At 66.1% G+C, this 16,744-nt stretch carries 14 protein-coding genes; 9 read left to right on the plus strand and 5 right to left on the minus strand.

All coding sequences use genetic code 11. The features are described 5' to 3' along the window. The first annotated feature begins 54 nt into the window (after positions 1-54). Positions 55-1,326 carry an HD-GYP domain-containing protein gene (locus tag NDB2M1_RS10795; RefSeq protein WP_072382156.1) on the plus strand — a complete coding sequence of 424 codons (1,272 nt, stop codon included), beginning with the start codon at positions 55-57 and terminating at the stop codon, positions 1,324-1,326. Here NDB2M1_RS10795 and NDB2M1_RS10800 read toward each other — a convergent pair. Then, positions 1,302-2,942 carry an NAD(P)/FAD-dependent oxidoreductase gene (locus tag NDB2M1_RS10800; protein WP_072382159.1) on the minus strand — a complete coding sequence of 547 codons (1,641 nt, stop codon included), beginning with the start codon at positions 2,940-2,942 and terminating at the stop codon, positions 1,302-1,304. The two genes, NDB2M1_RS10795 and NDB2M1_RS10800, sit on opposite strands and share 25 nt — an antisense overlap. A 38-nt stretch (positions 2,943-2,980) precedes the next feature. Continuing rightward, positions 2,981-3,295 carry a PilZ domain-containing protein gene (locus NDB2M1_RS10805; protein ID WP_054120993.1) on the minus strand — a complete coding sequence of 105 codons (315 nt, stop codon included), beginning with the start codon at positions 3,293-3,295 and terminating at the stop codon, positions 2,981-2,983. Between the two features lie 71 nt (positions 3,296-3,366). Here NDB2M1_RS10805 and maiA point away from each other — a divergent pair, with 71 nt between their 5' ends. Continuing rightward, on the plus strand, positions 3,367-4,044 hold the full coding sequence (gene maiA, locus NDB2M1_RS10810; RefSeq protein WP_253185848.1) for a maleylacetoacetate isomerase: 678 nt from the start codon (positions 3,367-3,369) through the stop codon (positions 4,042-4,044). A gap of 35 nt (positions 4,045-4,079) precedes the next feature. Next, the gene (locus NDB2M1_RS10815; protein WP_072382161.1) at positions 4,080-5,303 is read left to right on the plus strand and encodes a dipeptidase; all 1,224 of its coding nucleotides are present in this window, start codon (positions 4,080-4,082) and stop codon (positions 5,301-5,303) included. Here NDB2M1_RS10815 and NDB2M1_RS10820 read toward each other — a convergent pair. Together NDB2M1_RS10820 and NDB2M1_RS10825 are read right to left on the minus strand one after the other, a co-directional pair. Next, positions 5,300-6,775, minus strand: coding sequence for a Ppx/GppA phosphatase family protein (locus tag NDB2M1_RS10820; RefSeq protein ID WP_072382163.1), 1,476 nt, complete (start codon positions 6,773-6,775; stop codon positions 5,300-5,302). The genes NDB2M1_RS10815 and NDB2M1_RS10820 overlap by 4 nt on opposite strands. Before the next feature lie 14 nt (positions 6,776-6,789). Next, a complete protein-coding gene (locus tag NDB2M1_RS10825) occupies positions 6,790-8,952 on the minus strand; it encodes an RNA degradosome polyphosphate kinase (RefSeq protein ID WP_072382165.1) in 2,163 nt (720 codons plus the stop codon). A 437-nt stretch (positions 8,953-9,389) separates the two neighbouring features. On the opposite strand from NDB2M1_RS10825, the gene NDB2M1_RS10830 reads away from it, so the two are divergent. From NDB2M1_RS10830 to NDB2M1_RS10855, 6 genes are all read left to right on the plus strand, one after another. Continuing rightward, positions 9,390-10,424 (plus strand): sulfate ABC transporter substrate-binding protein, encoded by a 1,035-nt coding sequence (locus tag NDB2M1_RS10830; protein WP_054120996.1) that lies wholly within the window; start codon positions 9,390-9,392, stop codon positions 10,422-10,424. A gap of 12 nt (positions 10,425-10,436) precedes the next feature. Beyond that, positions 10,437-11,279: a sulfate ABC transporter permease subunit CysT gene (gene cysT, locus NDB2M1_RS10835; RefSeq protein ID WP_072382168.1), complete on the plus strand. Its 843-nt coding sequence runs from the start codon at positions 10,437-10,439 to the stop codon at positions 11,277-11,279. Beyond that, positions 11,276-12,112 (plus strand): sulfate ABC transporter permease subunit CysW, encoded by an 837-nt coding sequence (gene cysW / locus NDB2M1_RS10840; protein WP_072382170.1) that lies wholly within the window; start codon positions 11,276-11,278, stop codon positions 12,110-12,112. Before cysT ends, cysW begins: the two co-directional genes overlap by 4 nt. Further along, positions 12,109-13,101 carry a sulfate/molybdate ABC transporter ATP-binding protein gene (locus NDB2M1_RS10845; protein WP_253185849.1) on the plus strand — a complete coding sequence of 331 codons (993 nt, stop codon included), beginning with the start codon at positions 12,109-12,111 and terminating at the stop codon, positions 13,099-13,101. Before cysW ends, NDB2M1_RS10845 begins: the two co-directional genes overlap by 4 nt. Beyond that, entirely contained in the window at positions 13,098-13,268 is a 171-nt protein-coding gene (locus NDB2M1_RS10850) for a YezD family protein (protein WP_072382174.1), read from the plus strand. Before NDB2M1_RS10845 ends, NDB2M1_RS10850 begins: the two co-directional genes overlap by 4 nt. A gap of 82 nt (positions 13,269-13,350) precedes the next feature. Continuing rightward, positions 13,351-15,846: a TonB-dependent receptor gene (locus NDB2M1_RS10855; protein WP_072382176.1), complete on the plus strand. Its 2,496-nt coding sequence runs from the start codon at positions 13,351-13,353 to the stop codon at positions 15,844-15,846. Between the two features lie 55 nt (positions 15,847-15,901). Here the strand turns inward: NDB2M1_RS10855 and NDB2M1_RS10860 are convergent, their stop codons facing one another. After that, positions 15,902-16,738: an AIM24 family protein gene (locus NDB2M1_RS10860; protein ID WP_072382178.1), complete on the minus strand. Its 837-nt coding sequence runs from the start codon at positions 16,736-16,738 to the stop codon at positions 15,902-15,904. Positions 16,739-16,744 lie beyond the last annotated feature (6 nt).

Below are 16,744 nucleotides of genomic sequence, written 5' to 3' on the forward strand. Positions count from 1 at the left end.
CGTAGCTGTGTGGTCAGCCGGTTTCAGCCACACCGGTGCCATGTTGTCCGGACCATGCTGAAACGCGTCGAAACCTCCGAGCTCCGCCTCGGCATGTTCATCCAGAAGCTGGAGGGGAGCTGGTTCAAGCATCCCTTCTGGAAGAGCAAGTTCCTGCTGGAAGAACAGTGGATGCTCGATGCGCTGCTGGGCAGCGATGTGGATGGGGTCATCATCGATACCGAGCGCGGGCTGAGCAACGTGCCCCAGCGCGAGGTGGCAACCGTCGGCGCCCCGCCACCCCCACAGCGCGGCATGCCGCTGGTGCCGCCGCGCCCCGCGGCCAACAAGTTCGCCACCGCACGGGTCGCCACTGCCCGGGAATTCGGCACCGCGCGCAAACTTGCCGAACGCCATTCCAGGCTCGTCAGCCGCGTGTTCATCGAGGCCCGCCTCGGCCGCGGCATCAGTGCGCGCACGGTCGATCCGCTGATCGACGACATCTACGCTTCGGTGCAGCGCAATCTCTATGCCTTCAACGGCCTCCTGCGCTGCCGGGAGGACAGCGAGGAAACCTATCGCCACGCGCTCGCCACCAGCGCGCTGATGATCGCGCTGGCCCGCCAAATGAACCTCTCTGCCGCAGAAACCCGCGAGGCCGGGATGGCGGGGCTGCTGTTGGACATCGGCGCAAATCAGGAAACCGGCGGCCCGCCCCACCCGGAAGACGCGTGGTCCGGCAGCACCGCCGATCCCGAGATCGATGTCCATTGCCAACACGTGCTTTCCGGTCACGCCCTGCTCAAGGCGGCGGGTGACATTCCTGACGCCGTGCTCAAGGTCTGCATGCGCCATCACGAGCGGCTCGACGGCTGCGGCTATCCCAACCGCCTGTCCGGGGACGAGATCGACCAGCTCTCGCGCATGGCTGCGATCTGCGACACCTATGATCTGCTCGTCGCGGGCAAGGGCCATCGGCCCGGCCTCGATCCGGCCGAGGCGATCCGCCACATGGGCGAGCATTGCGAGGGGCTCGACCCGGCGATCATGGTCGATTTCATCGAGATGGTCGGCATCTTCCCGATCGGTGCCTTCGTCGAACTGCGCTCGGGCCGGCTCGCCATGGTCGTGGACGAGGACCCCACCGAGCGCGCGCTGCCGACAGTCTTAACGTTCTGGTCAAGACCGCTTGGAAAGAAGATCAAGAGCGAGGCGATCATGCTCTCGCAGTGCTACGGCGCGGACGAGATCGTCGGCATTGCGCAGCTCGGCGGGCTCAACCTGCCGCCGCTCGGCGCGCTGCGACAATCGCTGCTGAATGCCTATACCCGCGCTGCGGCAGACTGACCCAGCAAATCGAGCGCCAGCGCTTCGGCAACGCGGATGCCGTCCACCGCTGCTGACAGAATGCCGCCCGCATAGCCTGCACCTTCACCCGCCGGATAGAGGCCGTGCGTATTGAGGCTCTGGAAGTCGCTGCCCCGGTTGATCCTTACCGGCGACGATGTGCGCGTCTCGACGCCCGTCAGCACCACATCCGGATGGTCGTAGCCGGGCATCTGGCGGCCGAACACCGGCAGAGCCTCACGCATCGCGGCAACGGCAAAGTCCGGCAGGCACTGGGCCAGATCGGTCGGCGTTACCCCCGGCTGGTATGATGGGGTAATCGAACCGAAGCGGGTCGATGGGCGCCCGGCGAGGAAGTCTTCGAGGCGCTGGCCCGGCGCGCGGTAGTTGCTGCCGCCCGCCACGTAGGCCAGTTCCTCCCACTTGCGCTGGAACGCCACACCCGCCAGCGGCCCACCCGGATAATCGCGCTCCGGACTGATATCGACGACGAGACCGGAGTTCGCGTTGAACTCGGCGCGCGAATACTGGCTCATGCCATTGGTCACCACGCGCCCCGGCTCCGAAGCCGCCGCCACCACGCGCCCGCCCGGGCACATGCAGAAGCTGTAGACCGAGCGGCCATGGCTCGTCTGATGCGCCAGCGAATAGGCCGCCGGGCCAAGGATCGGATGGCCCGCGCCGGGGCCATAGCGCGCCACGTCGACCAGCCGCTGCGGATGCTCGATACGCACGCCCACCGCGAAAGGCTTGGCCTCGATATGCACCCCTGCAGCGTGGAGCACCGCAAAGGTATCACGCGCCGAATGGCCGACCGCCATGATCACGCGCTTTGCCGGCAGGACTTCTCCGGTTGACAGGACGAGGCCCTCAAGCTGCCGCTCGCCGCGCTCGTCCTTGCCAATGACAAAGTCCTCGACCCGTGTCTCGAACCGGTACTCGCCGCCCAGCGCCTCGATCGTCTCGCGGATCGACATGACCATCGTGACCAGCCGGAACGTGCCGACATGCGGATGCGCTTCGGTCAGGATTTCCGGCGGCGCGCCCGCCTTGACGAACTCGGTCAGCACCTTGCGCCCCAGATGGCGCGGGTCCTTGATCCGGCTGTAGAGCTTGCCATCCGAGAACGTGCCCGCGCCGCCTTCGCCGAACTGGACGTTCGATTCCGGCGTCAGTTCGCTCCGCCGCCACAGGCCCCAGGTGTCCTTGGTCCGCGCGCGCACCGCCTTGCCGCGCTCGATGATGATGGGTTTGAGCCCCATCTGCGCAAGGATCAGCGCCGCCAGCAGCCCGCACGGCCCCGCACCGATCACTACCGGACGCGGGCCCTGCCAGCCCTCGGGCGCCATGACCGGAAAGCGGTAGGACGTATCGGGAGAAGGGCGGACATGCGCGTCCCCGGCATGGCGTGCCAGCACGGCGGCCTCGTCCGTCACGCTCGCATCGATGGCGTAGACCAGCTTGATGGCTGATTTGCGCCGCGCATCATTCCCGCGCTTCGCCACGCTGTAGCGCAGCAGTTCGGCAGGCTCGATCTCCAGCCGCTCGGCAATCGCGGCTTCAAGTTCGGCAGTCGTGTGATCGAGGGGAAGCTTGAGTTCGGTGAGGCGAAGCATTCCTGTCCCCTACCCACTCGCGGGGCGGGGGGAAAGCGTCAGTGCATGTGGCCCGCAACAATCGCGTCGAAGACCGCCTGGTGCAGCGGCTCGACGAACGCGCAGCCGGCTTCGAAGCGGTCCACCCAGACCACCTTGGCCTGGCGCGGCGGCAGGCCGGGGAGGGTGATCCACACGCATTCGCCGACGCGCAGCCGCTCCATGCCGGCAAGACGCAGGCCGTGGCACGAAAGGTCGAGGATCTGCGCTGCAAGCCGCACGATCGTGCGCCGGTACTGCACGCGCACCATAAGCGGGCGGCGCTCGGACTGGCGCTCCTGCTGGGGACGTTGCTCGGGCATCTCGGCGGACATGCGAACTCCGGAATGGGCGGACCCGCATGATATATATCCACAATGACTACGATTCCTTTAACTCGATAGAAATGATGACAAGCGGCGGATTTCCGCGCTATCCGCCGGGCATGGATCTCGTCCTCCACACCTACTGGCGTTCTTCTGCGGCTTGGCGGGTGCGCACAGCGCTCGCGCTCAAGGGGCTGCCATGGGAGGCGGCACCGCACGATCTGCGCACCAACGAGCAGACCGCGCCGGACTATGTCGCGCGCAATCCGCAGGGGCTGGTACCCGCGCTCGAAGTCGAAGGCGCCGTGCTCACGCAGAGCCTCGCGATCATCGAATACCTCGAGGAACGCTTCCCGGAGCCTGCGCTGCTCCCCGCCGATCCGCTCGAACGCGCCCGCGTCCGCGCTTTCGCGCTCGCCATCGCCTGTGATATCCACCCGGTGCAGAATCTTCGCGTGCTGCGGATGCTGCGCGCGCGGGGGCTTGATCAGGCCGCGGTCGATGCCTGGGCACGCGAAGTGATCGAGGGCGGGCTCGAAGCCTGCTCGCGCCTGATCGCGGATCGCAGCGGCCCGTTCTGCTTCGGGGACATGATCACGCTGGCGGACATCACCCTGATCCCGCAATTGGCCAATGCCCGCCGTTTCGGTGCCCGGACCGACTATCCCCGGCTTGAAGCGATCGAAGCCGCCGCCCTCGCGCATCCGGCTTTTGCATCTGCGCGTCCCGCCGCACAAGTGGATGCCGACCCCGCCTGATTGACTTTCGCGGGCGCAGCGCGAAGGTTGCGGTCATGCGCATCAGAACGATCCTTCTCGCCGCCTCTGCCCTTGTCCTCGCTGCCGGCCCTGCGTTCGCCGCGCCCAAGAAGGTCGCTGACCCTGCGGCCGCGCTCCAGCAGCGCCTGCTGACGCTCGATACCCATCTCGATACGCCCGCTTCGCTCGCCTTTCCCGGCTGGTCGATCATGGACGCACACACTGTGGCGCAGGATTACACGCAGGTCGATCTGCCGCGCATGAAGCAGGGCGGGCTCGATGGCGGCTTTTGGGCGATCTACACGCCGCAGGGGCCTCTCGATGCGGAATCCACCCGCAAGGCGCGCGATTTCGCGTTCCTGCGCGCTTCTGCCATCCGCGAAATGGTCGCCGCCCATCCCGAAAGCTTCGCGCTCGCCAGCAAGGCCGCCGATGCCGCCGCGATCAAGGCCAGCGGCAAGCGCGTGGTCTATCTCTCGATCGAGAATGCCTGGCCCTTGGGCGAGGACTCGACGCTCCTGCGCAGCTTCTACGCGATGGGCGTACGCATTGCCGGCTTTGCGCATTTCCGCACCAACCAGTTTGCCGATAGCTCGACCGACAAGGCCAAGTGGGATGGCCTCAGCCCGCTCGGCGTGCAGCTCCTGGCAGAGATGAACCGCCTCGGCGTTGTCCCCGATCTCTCGCACAGCTCCGACCGCGCGCTCGATGATGCGCTGCGCCTCTCGAAAACGCCGCTGATCCTCACCCATTCGGGCTGCAAGGCGGTGTTCGATCACCCGCGCAATATCGACGACGCGCACCTCAAGGCGCTCGCCGACGCAGGCGGGGTCATCCAGATCAATTCGGTCTACGTGAAAGGCCTCAAGCAAAGCCCGGAGCGCGCAGCGGCGATGAAAGCGCTCGAGGAAAAGTATCCCGAGGACAAGACGTTGACCGCAGCCGAGCGCCAGTCGATGCTCGCCGAACGCCATGCCATCGATGCCAATTACCCGGAAGTTCGCGCCACGTTCGATGACGTCATGGCCAATCTGCTGCATGCCCTGAAAGTCGCGGGCGCCGATCACGTCGGCATCGGGCTCGATTGGGATGGCGGCGGTGGTGTGGTCGGTCTTGAGGACATTGCCGACCTGCCGAAGATCACCAAGGCCCTGCTTGCGGCGGGCTATACCGAAGCGGATGTCGCCAGGATCTGGTCAGGCAACGTGCTGCGTGTGCTGGCGGCGGCGGAAGCCGAGGCCGAGCGCGAGAAGCGTTAGCGCACGTCCGCCTTCAGCCCCAGATGTGCCGCTAGGGTCCGGAGGTCGCGTTCCACGCCTTCGTTGACCAGCACCGCGATCTGCGGCTGCACGTTGAGCACCAGCGTACCCTCTTCTACCCGCAAGCCACTGCCGCTGATCCCTTGCGCGGTATTGCCGCTGAAGCGCCGGCACAGCCGTGTCGCAAAGCCCCAGGCTTGAGCCGTGCGCAACTGCTCGGGTGCGGCGAGCAGGCTGAGGTCTGGCGGCAGATCGGTTTGCCCGGTGTTGGCGATCATCGCCCCCGCCAGCATCGCGCGGTCAGCGGGCGAGGCGCCGATCCAGCGCTTGCGCAGGGCCCAGTCCCGCGCGAGGTCACTGCGCAGATTGGGCTCGACCATCGCGGTGGCAAGGCACAGCATCGTCGCTGTCAGTCGCAGGTGTTCGGAACTGGCAACTCCATCGGGGAGCCGCGCTGCGGCAGTCCAGCCGGTGACCATCGCTGCGGTCCCTGCGGCAATCCCGTATTCGGTCGCGAACGCAGCCGCGCCCGCCACCAGCGGGTCCTGCATGCGCACGCCGTCCGCCATGTGCTCCCACAGGAGTCCCTCGCGCAGGCCCCACGAGGAGAACACGAGCCGCCCCGGCTGCAGCGCGCGGATCAGTACGAAGAGAAGGGCCGCCGTATCGGGCAGCGCGGCAAGGCGCGAGCTCGAAAGCCCGGGAACTAGCAGCAGCGCCTCGGGTTTGCGCTTTGCCAGCGCCTTCGCGAGGGCCTGCGCGGGCGCCGCGTCGATCTCGAATCCGTGCGGATCGTCGATCGGCCAGCCGGACGTCGTCATCGCATACCGGGCAAATGCACGCAGCGATCCACCGACCAGGTAAAGCGTCGAGCCCGGAGCCGCCCGCCAATCCGCGCGCTTGAGCATCTTGGCGACCGTCTGCCCGAACGCCCGCTCGCCCCCCGCTCGCAGGCCCGGCAGCCGCAACGTGCCGAGCGGGAGCGAGGTGCCATGCCGGCAGCCATCCGCATCGACATCAACCAGTTCAAGACTTCCGCCGCCGAGATCGCCGACCACGCCCTGCGCGCGGGGGAACGCGCCGATCACGCCGTGCGCGCTGGTGATCGCTTCCTCCTCACCGCTCAGCAGCCGCGGCGTGAGGCCCAGCGCGCGGATCTGCGCGAGAAAGTCCTGCCCGTTCACTGCATCGCGCGCCGCCGCAGTCGCGACAACATCGACCTCGGCAATGCCCTTGAGATCGAGCAGGGTGCGATAGCGGGCAAGGCTCGCGAGCGCGGTGCTCATCGCGCGCTGGCCCAGCTTGCCGTTCTCCGCCACGCCCTTGCCGAGCCGCGCGGTCACTTTCTCGTTGTGCAGCACTTCGGGCGCGCGCGCCGGTCCGCCATAGATGACGAGGCGCAAGGTGTTCGAACCGATGTCGATGATCGCCCGGGTGGGCACGTAGGCAGGGGCGCGGGTATAGCGGGTCATTCAGTCCGGTCGGGTCAAGTGGTTGCCATCCCGCCGCGTCGCAGGGCGAGCTTGGGTACCTTGCTGCCTTTGGTGAGCGCCGCGCCGCGCCCGGACAGCGAAGGATTGGTCATGAAATAGCGGTGTACGTTGAACGGCTTGGGCCCGGGATCGGCGCGGTGATAAGTGCCGTCGCTCTCCAGTATCCAGCTCTGCTCGGTATCGAGCAGGTTTGCCAGCATCACCTGATCGAGCACTTGATCGTGCACCGTCGGGTTCTTGATCGGCACCAGCACTTCGACACGGCGATCAAGGTTGCGGGTCATCCCGTCGGCCGAGGAAATGAACACCTTGGCGCGGCGGTTGGGCAGCGGTGCGCCATTGCCGAAGGCCCAGATGCGGCTGTGCTCAAGGAAGCGGCCGATCACCGACTTGACCCGGATCTTCTCAGAAAGCCCCGGAACGCCGGGCCGGAGGCAGCAGATGCCGCGCACGACGAGATTGATCTCCACCCCCGCCTCGCTTGCCGTGTAGAGCCGGCTGATCAGCTGGCTGTCGGTCAGCGCGTTGAGCTTGGCCCAGATCGAAGCCGGCTTGCCCGCTGCCGCAAAGGCGATCTCGCGTTCGATGCATTCATAGAGCTTGCGGCGCACACCGATGGGCGCGATCGCCAGCATTTCGGTAGCCTTGGGCTCGATGTAGCCGGTGATGAAGTTAAACAGCAGCCCTGCATCGCGCCCGAACTTGGGGTCGGCGGTAAAGAAGCTGAGGTCGGTATAGATGCGCGCCGTCACCGGGTGATAGTTGCCCGTACCGAAGTGGCAGTAGGTGCGGTAGCCATCGCCCTCGCGCCGCACGACCATGCTCACCTTGGCGTGGGTCTTCCAGTCGACGAAGCCGTAGATCACCTGCACGCCCGCGCGTTCGAGCTGGCTCGCCCAGTGAAGGTTCTGCTCCTCGTCGAAGCGGGCCTTGAGCTCCACCACCGCGGTCACCGACTTGCCCGCCTCCGCCGCCGCGATCAGTGCTGCGATGACGGCCGATTGCTTGCCGGCGCGGTAGAGCGTCTGCTTGATCGCGACGACGTCCGGATCGGAGGCAGCCTGGCGCAGGAAATCGACCACCACATCGAAGCTTTCGAACGGGTGGTGGATCACAAGATCCTTGGTGCGGATGGCCGCGAAGCAATCGCCGTCATGCTCGCGCACGCGTTCGGGATAGCGCGGGATATAGGGTTCGAACTTCAGCTCCGGCCGGTCGGTGTCGACGATCACCGAAAGCCCGTTCATTGCGAGCAGGCCGCCTGCCTTGATCACCATCGCGTGGTCGAGCCGCAGCTTGTCGCGCAGCAGCGCCTCCGCCTCGGGATCGAAGTCTTCCTGGACCTGCAGCAGGATCACCTTGCCGCGACGGCGCCGCTGGATCGCGGTGCGGAAGTAGCGGACCAGGTCTTCGGCGTCTTCCTCGATCTCGATGTCGCTGTCGCGCAGCACGCGGAAGGTGCCGTGGCCGTGGATGCGGAAGCCCGGGAAAAGCTTGCCCGCGCCGCGCAGGATCAGTTCCTCGATGCTGATCCAGCTCGCCGGGGCTCCCGGCAGGCGGACGAAGCGGGGGAGCGCGGGCGGCACAAGAATCATCTCGGTCACCGCCTCGCTGTCCGCCAGCCGCGTCAGCGTGAAGAGAATGCCGGTGCCCTGATTGTTGATGAAAGGGAACGGGTGCGCCGGGTCAATTGCCTGCGGGGTCAGCGCCGGGAACACATGTTCCTCGAAGTACTGCGCCACCCATTCGGACTGGGCCTTGTCCAGCTTGCGGTCGCCGACGATGCGGATTCCGGCCTCGTCGAGCTGCGCGGTGAGATCGGCAAGGATCGCCTGCTGCGCGCGCACCAGTTCCTCGACCCCGCGATAGGCGGCGTGCAGCTGCTGCGCCGGGGTCAGGCCGTCGATCGATAGCTCGTCGATCCCCTGCCGCACTTGCGCGGCAAGGCCGGCAACGCGGACCATCATGAATTCGTCGAGGTTGCTGCCCGAGATCGAGAGGAAGCGCAGCCGCTCGAGCACCGGATAGTTCGGGTTCTGCGCCTCGGCCAGCACGCGGCGATTGAAGGCCAGCCAGCTCAGCTCGCGGTTGAAATAGCGGTGCGGCGGCGGGGCTTGCAGGCTTTCTTTGGCTGCCAACGGCTGCGGTTCACTCATGGCCCATGATCCCCCCTGCGCCCGCCGGATTGCGGCGGAACGCGGCGCGGAATGCTGGCCGATTGCGACAGAGCGATGACATGGCCGCTCGCATAGCACGAGGCAGTGCGGGGCATGCAAGGGGAGCGGCACCCTTATGCCCGATCACCTGAGGGCCGTTCGAAACAAACTATGTCTACTCATTTAGTCGACAATTTCCCTCACTTCGGCGCTGACCTATTCTCTACTCATTAGGTGGAGATAAGCTTCCTCGCGACAGATGCGCGCTGATTCGGGGCAAAGTGCGGGGGTGGGGCATGCGCGCGAGGCGCATCACCCATAGCTTCTCTTTCCGGCCACGAAGCAGAACTCTAATGTCTATCGTATTAATTGAGTTTAGGGACGACCCGACGCCGCAGGCCACACGCCTTCGGTCGACGCAAACGGGAGTACGATGCATGACTGAAGGCCGATCCAAGTCCCGCCGCGCATTTCTCGCCGGCTCGCTCGTGATGGGCCTGCTGCTGGCGGGCTGTTCAGGCAGCGGCAGCAAGTCGGGTGCGATCGAGCTGACCAACGTGTCGTACGATCCCACGCGCGAACTCTATCAGGCGATCAACCCGGCCTTCGCGGCGTTCTGGAAGCAGAAGACCGGCAAGGACGTCACCTTCCGCATGAGCCATGGCGGCTCGGGCAAGCAGAGCCGCGCGATCATCGATGGTCTGGAAGCGGACGTCGCCACGCTCGCGCTCGCCTACGACATCGATGCCATTTCGGCCAAGGGCAAGCTGCTCGATGCCGGCTGGCAAAAGGCCCTGCCTGACAACAGCGCGCCCTATACCTCGACGATCGTGTTCCTCGTGCGCAAGGGCAATCCCAAGGGAATCAAGGACTGGGGCGATCTCGTGAAGCCCGGCGTCGAAGTGATCACCGCCAATCCCAAGACCGGTGGCGGCGCGCGTTGGAACTTCCTCGCCGCCTGGGCCTATGGCCGCAAGGCGGGCGGCAGCGATGCGGCAGCCGAAGCCTATGTGAAGCAGCTGTTCCAGCATGTTCCCGTGCTCGACAGCGGCGCGCGCGGCTCCACCACCACGTTCGTCGAGCGCGGCATCGGCGATGTGCTGATCTCGTGGGAAAACGAGGCCTTCCTTGCCGAGAAGAAGCTCGGTGCGGGCAAGTTCGAAATCGTCGCGCCCTCGATCTCGATCCTCGCCGAACCCTCGGTCGCGGTCGTTACCGCCAATGCCAAGAAGCACGGCACCAGCGAAGTGGCCGACGCCTACTTGCGCTACCTCTACACCCCCGAAGCGCAGACCGCGATCGCGCACAACTTCTACCGCCCGCGCGATCCGGCTATCGCGCAGCAGTTCAAGGCGCAGTTCCCCGAGATTCCGATGGTGACCATCGACAAGGATTTCGGCGGCTGGGCCAAGGCGCAAAAGACCTTCTTCGACGATGGCGGCGTGTTCGACCGCATCTACACGAAGAAGTAGGCGCGGCGCCCCATGTCCACTTCCACTTGGCGATGGCGGCAGCCTTCCGTGCTGCCCGGCTTCGGCCTCAGCTTCGGCTTCACGCTCGCGTGGCTGACGCTGATCGTGCTGATCCCGCTCGCCACGATCTTCCTCAAGGCGGCAGGACTCGGCTGGGCGGAATTCGTCGAAGTCGGCTTCAGCGAGCGCGCCATGGCCGCCTATCAGTTGAGCTTCGGCACGGCCGCCGCCGCCGGCCTCGTCAACGTGGTATTCGGCCTCGTCGTGGCGTGGGTGCTGGTGCGCTACGATTTTCCCGGCAAGCAGGTGGTCAGCGCGCTCGTCGATCTGCCCTTCGCACTCCCCACCGCCGTCGCAGGCATCGCGCTCACCGCGCTCTATGCGCCGCAGGGCTGGATCGGGCAGTTCCTCGAACCGCTTGGGATCAAGGTTGCCTTCACCTGGATCGGCATCACCATCGCGCTCGTCTTCATCGGCCTGCCGTTCGTCGTCCGCTCGGTCGAGCCGGTGCTGGCGGACCTTGGCCGTGATGTCGAGGAAGCCGCCGCCACCTTGGGGGCAACGCGCTGGCAGACCTTCACGCAGGTCATCTTCCCGGCCATCGGCCCCGCGCTGCTCACGGGCTTCGCGCTCGCCTTCGCGCGGGGTGTGGGTGAATACGGCTCGGTGATCTTCATTTCGGGCAACATGCCAGGCCGCACTGAAATCGCGCCGCTGCTGATCGTCACCCAGCTTGAGCAGTACGCCTACGCCGGTGCCACCGCGATTGCCGTGGTGATGATGCTGGCCTCCTTCGCGGTGCTGCTCCTGATCAATCTGATCCAGGCCGCCAGCCGCCGGAGGATGGGTGCATGAGCACGCGCGCCACCACCGAAAGCCCAATCATGCGCGCAGTGCTGATCACCGTCGCGCTGGTGTTCCTCGGCTTCTTCCTGCTGCTGCCGCTGCTGGCAGTGTTCAGCGAGGCCCTGCGCGAAGGGGCGGGGCCGTTCCTCGATGCGCTCCACACCCCCGATGCGCTTGCCGCGATCCGGCTGACGCTGCTGATCGCCGCGATCTCGGTGCCGCTCAACATGGTCTTCGGCATTGCCGCAAGCTGGGCGATCACCAAGTTCCAGTTCCCCGGCAAGGCACTGCTGATCACCTTGATCGACTTGCCGTTCTCGGTCTCCCCGGTCGTCTCGGGCCTCATCTTCGTGCTGCTGTTCGGCGCCAACGGCCTGTTCGGCGCGTGGCTGGCCGAGCACGACCTCAAGATCATCTTCGCGGTCCCCGGCATCGTCCTCGCGACCGTGTTCATCACCTTCCCATTCGTCGCCCGCGAGCTGATCCCGCTCATGCTGGAGCAAGGCAAGGACGACGAGGAAGCCGCGATCTCCCTGGGCGCAAGCGGCTGGCAGACCTTCTGGCACGTCACCCTGCCCAACATCCGCTGGGGCCTGCTCTACGGCGTGCTGCTCTGCAACGCTCGCGCCATGGGTGAATTCGGCGCGGTCTCGGTCGTCTCGGGCCATATCCGGGGCGAGACCAACACGATGCCGCTCCATGTCGAGATTCTCTACAACGAGTACGATTTCGTCGGCGCCTTCGCGGTCGCCTCTCTCCTGGCGCTGCTCGCCCTGGTGACGCTTGTCGCCAAGACGGTGCTCGAATGGCGCTTCGGCCTCCATGCAGGAGCACGGCATTGATCCACCTTCGCGGCATCACCAAGCGCTTCGGCGACTATCCGGCGCTTCACGGCATCGATCTTGATGTCGCGCCGGGCGAGTTCATCGCGCTGCTCGGCCCCTCGGGCTCGGGCAAGACGACGCTCCTGCGCATCATCGCCGGCCTCGAATTCCAGGACAGCGGCACCGTGCTGCTCGGCGGCGATGACGTCTCGCGCACCCCGGTGGCTGACCGCCATGTCGGCTTCGTGTTCCAGCATTATGCGCTGTTCCGCCACATGACCGTGGCCGACAACGTCGCCTTCGGGCTCAGCGTGCGCCGGGGCAAGGGGCGCCTGCCCAAGGCCGCGCGCCGCGCCCGCGCCGAGGAGCTGCTGCGCCTCGTCCAGCTCGAAGGCCTTGGGCCCCGCTATCCGGGCCAGCTTTCCGGCGGCCAGCGCCAGCGCGTCGCGCTCGCCCGCGCGCTCGCGATCGAGCCGCGGCTGTTGCTTCTCGACGAGCCCTTCGGCGCGCTCGACGCCAAGGTCCGCAAGGACCTGCGCCGCTGGCTGCGCGATCTGCACAAGGCGATGGGCCTCACCTCGATCTTCGTGACCCACGATCAGGAAGAAGCGCTCGAACTTGCCGACCGCGTCGTCGTCATGAACCAGGGCCGCATCGAGCAGGTCGGTGCGCCCGACGCGGTCTACATGAACCCGGAGACGCCGTTCGTCTCGCATTTCGTGGGCGAGACCAACCGCTTGCCGGCACCCGGCGGGGAGATCCACTTCCGCCCGCACGAGATCACACTCGCAGCGGACGGCGCGGAGGCGCTGCTTGTCGACAACGTGTTCCGCAAGGGTGCGGTGTGGCGCGCCGAAGGCCTGCTCGAAGGCAGCGGCCAGTTCGTCGAGCTCGATCTGCCGAGCAGCGGCGATGCTCCGCAGCTCGGCCAGACCATCCGCTTTCATCCCCACCGCGCCCGCATGTTCAACGCAGCTGGAGACCATACCCAAGGAGAAACTCGATGACCACACAACCGGCGCCTTCCGACGCGGAGCGCCACCTCGAAGAAAGCCTCGCCAGCGTGCGCGAGGCCCTGACCGGGCTGCGCTTCGGCACCGTCGCGCTCACCGTGCACGAAGGCCGCGTCGTTCAGATCGACGTGACCGAGAAGAAGCGGCTCAAGCCGAGCTGACCTGATCCACTACCCATAACTTCATTCACAATCGCCCACCGGACCACCGGAGGCATCGTGACCCTAATCCAAAGGATTGACGATGACTTTGCGTGTCCTGCTCCTCGGCGGAGCGGCGATCCTGCCGCTTGCCGCCGCCACTCCGGCCTTTGCTGCCGAAACCGCTCCTGCAACCGACGCTGCCGCGCCCGCTGACCAGACCACGTCGGTCGGCACCGGCCAGTCCGACAACGACACCATCGTGGTCACCGCGCGCCGCCGCGCCGAAACCGCGCAGGATGTGCCGCTTGCCATTTCCGTCGTCGGCGGCGATCACATCGACGCGACCGGCGCGTTCAACGTGGGCCGCCTCCAGCAGCTGACCCCCACGCTGCAATTCACCTCGTCCAACCCGCGCAACACCTCGGTGAACATCCGCGGCCTCGGCGCGCCGCTCGGCCTCACCAACGACGGCATCGAGCAGGGCGTGGGCATCTATGTCGATGACGTCTACATGGCGCGCGTCGCGTCCTCGACCTTCGACTTCCTCGACGTCAAGCAGATCGAAGTGCTGCGCGGGCCGCAGGGCACGCTCTACGGCAAGAACACGACCGCCGGCGCGATCAACATCACCAGCCGCCAGCCTTCGTTCGACACCGAAGGCCGTGTCGAACTGAGCGGCGGCAACTACGGCTTCTTCCAGGGCAAGGCGGCGGTCAACACCCCCTTGTCCGATACCGTCGCGGTGCGTCTGGCTGGCTCGTACACCCGTCGCAATGGCACGATCTACAACGTCACCTCCAAGCTCGACGTCAACGCGCAGGACAACCTCGGCCTGCGCGGCCAGATCCTGTGGAAGCCGTCCAACGGCGTCGAGTTCACCCTGGCAGGTGACTTCAGCCGGCAGAATCCCGCTTGCTGCACCCAGCTCTACGTGCGTGTCGGCGCCACCCAGCGGCCGCTCAACCGCCAGTACGAGGCGCTCGCCGCCGCCCAGAACTATGCGGTGCCCAGCACCAATCCGTTCGACCGAGTGACCGACGTCGACTCGCCGCTGCGCGCCAAGAACAAGATCGGCGGTGTCTCGCTGAGGGCAAAGATCGATACGGGCATTGGCACGATCACCTCGGTGACGGCATGGCGCTTCTGGGACTGGGACCCCTCGAACGATCGCGACTTCACCGGCCTGCCGATCACCTCGAAGTCGAACAATCCCTCGCAGCAGAACCAGTATTCGCAGGAACTGCGCCTTTCTGGCGAAACTGGCAAGCTCGGCTACACGCTGGGCGCATTCGGCTTCTACCAGAAGATAACCACGCAGGGCATCCAGCAGCAGGGCGCTGCCGCCAGCCGATGGCTGATCGCGCCGAGCAATGCTCTCTCGCGTGATCCCAGTGTGCTCAATGGACTGACCGCGAACAACGACATCAGTTTCAAGAACACCAGCGCCGCGATCTTCGGCAAGTTCACCTACAAGCTGACCGACACGTTCTCGATCCAGCCGGGCTTCCGCGTGAACTACGACAAGAAGGAAGGCAACTACAACTCGGTCGTCACCGACGGCGCGGGCAATCTCGTGGTGTTCGAATTTGATTCGGCTGGAAGGACGCTCAACAGCGCCCGCGAACGCGCGCAGCTGGCGGTGCTTGCCCCGCAATCGTTCAAGGCGAACTTCAGCGACTGGAACTTCTCGGGCGACGTCACCGCCGCGTGGGATGTCACCCGCGACATCCACCTCTACGCAACCTATGCGAAGAGCTTCAAGACGGGCGGCATCAACCTCAACGGCGTGCCTGCCGATGCCGTGACCGGCGTGCCGCTGCTCGATCTTGCCACGATCAAGCCGGAATCGGTCAATCACTACGAAGTGGGCATCAAGACCCAGTGGTTCGACCGCAAGGTGACCTTCAACCTTTCCGCCTTCCGCACCGATATCGGCAACTATCAGGCGCAGGTCTCGAACTTCGCGGTCGGCCTGATCCGGGGCTACCTCGCCAATGCCGACAAGGCGCGGTCGCTGGGCGTGGAATTCGACGCCTCGTTCCGCCCGAGCGAGCGCTTCAACGTCTACGGCAACGGCGCCTATACCGATGCCAAGTTCGTGAAGTTCACCAATGCGCCGTGCCCGCCGGAGCTTTCGGGCGGCACCGCGCAGCCGCTCGATGCGAACGGTGTGCCCACCGGCCCGACGGCCGCGCCCGGTACGCCCGGCATCAGCCCCGCACAGTGCGACATTTCGGGCTCGCGCCTCCCCGGTGTCTCGAAGTGGGCGTTCTCCTATGGCGCCGAAGGCAACGTCCCGGTCACGCTGCTGGGCAAGGAAGGCCAGGTCTACCTCGGCTTCGACGGCAGCTACCGCTCGTCATGGTCGTCGAACGCCAGCCCCTCGGCCTACACCAATGTCGATGGCTATGCGCTGTCGAACTTCCGCCTCGGCTTCCGGACGGACAGCGGCATCGATGTCTTCGGCTGGGTCCGCAATGCGTTCGATGTGAACTACTTCGATCAGCTCGCGGTCGCGCCGGGCAGCACCGGCCTGATCGTCGGCAATGTCGGCGATCCGCGCACGTTCGGCGGGACGGTCAAGCTCACGTTCTGACCAAGGCGGGTGAGGGGAGGTGCCCGCAGCGCCTCCCCGCATCGCTGCACGATGCTCAGTTGTTCCCCTGAATGAAGTCCCCCAGCACGCCCAGCGCGGAGCCTTCACCCCGGTTCTGCCCGCCGCCCGGCATGGCCGCCGCCAGCATCCGCCCGGCAAGGCGAGCAAACGGCAGCGACTGGATCCAGACTTTGCCCGGCCCCGTCAGCCGCGCGAAGAACAGGCCTTCGCCGCCGAACAGCACGCTTTTCACACCGCCCGCGCCGATCAGGTCAAAGGTCACGCCCGGCGTATAGGCGGCAAGGCAGCCCGTATCGACATGGAGCTCTTCGCCCGGCGCCAGCGTCCGCTCGGTCAAGGTGCCGCCCATCTGGACGAAGACCCAGCCATCCCCTTCCAGCTTCTGCATGATGAAGCCTTCGCCGCCGAACAGCCCGGTCATGATCCGGCGCTGGAACGCGATCCCGATGCTCACCCCGCGCGCGGCGCACAGGAAGCTGTCCTTCTGGCAGATCAGCGTGCCGCCCAGATCCGAAAGCTTGAGCGGCAGGATCGCGCCGGGGGTGGGGGAGGCAAACGCCACGCGCGCCTTGCCGTGGCCGGTATGGGTGAACACGGTGGTGAACAGGCTCTCGCCCGTCAGCAGGCGCTTGCCCGCGCCGAGCAGTTTGCCCATGAAGCCGCCGCCTTGATCCGCGCTGCCGTCGCCGAACACGGTGGTCATCTCGATCGAGCCGTCCTTCCACACGAAGGCCCCGGCTTCGGCCACCGCGCTTTCGCCGGGATCGAGCTCGATCTCGACGAATTGCAGCTCCTGACCCTTGATCTCGAAATCGATATCGTCGGCAATGCCCGCACTGCGGGTGTGGCTCCAGGGACTGTTCATGGCCATCGGCGG

Origin of the sequence: Novosphingobium sp. NDB2Meth1 (assembly GCF_900117425.1) — a bacterium.
Lineage (GTDB): Bacteria > Pseudomonadota > Alphaproteobacteria > Sphingomonadales > Sphingomonadaceae > Novosphingobium.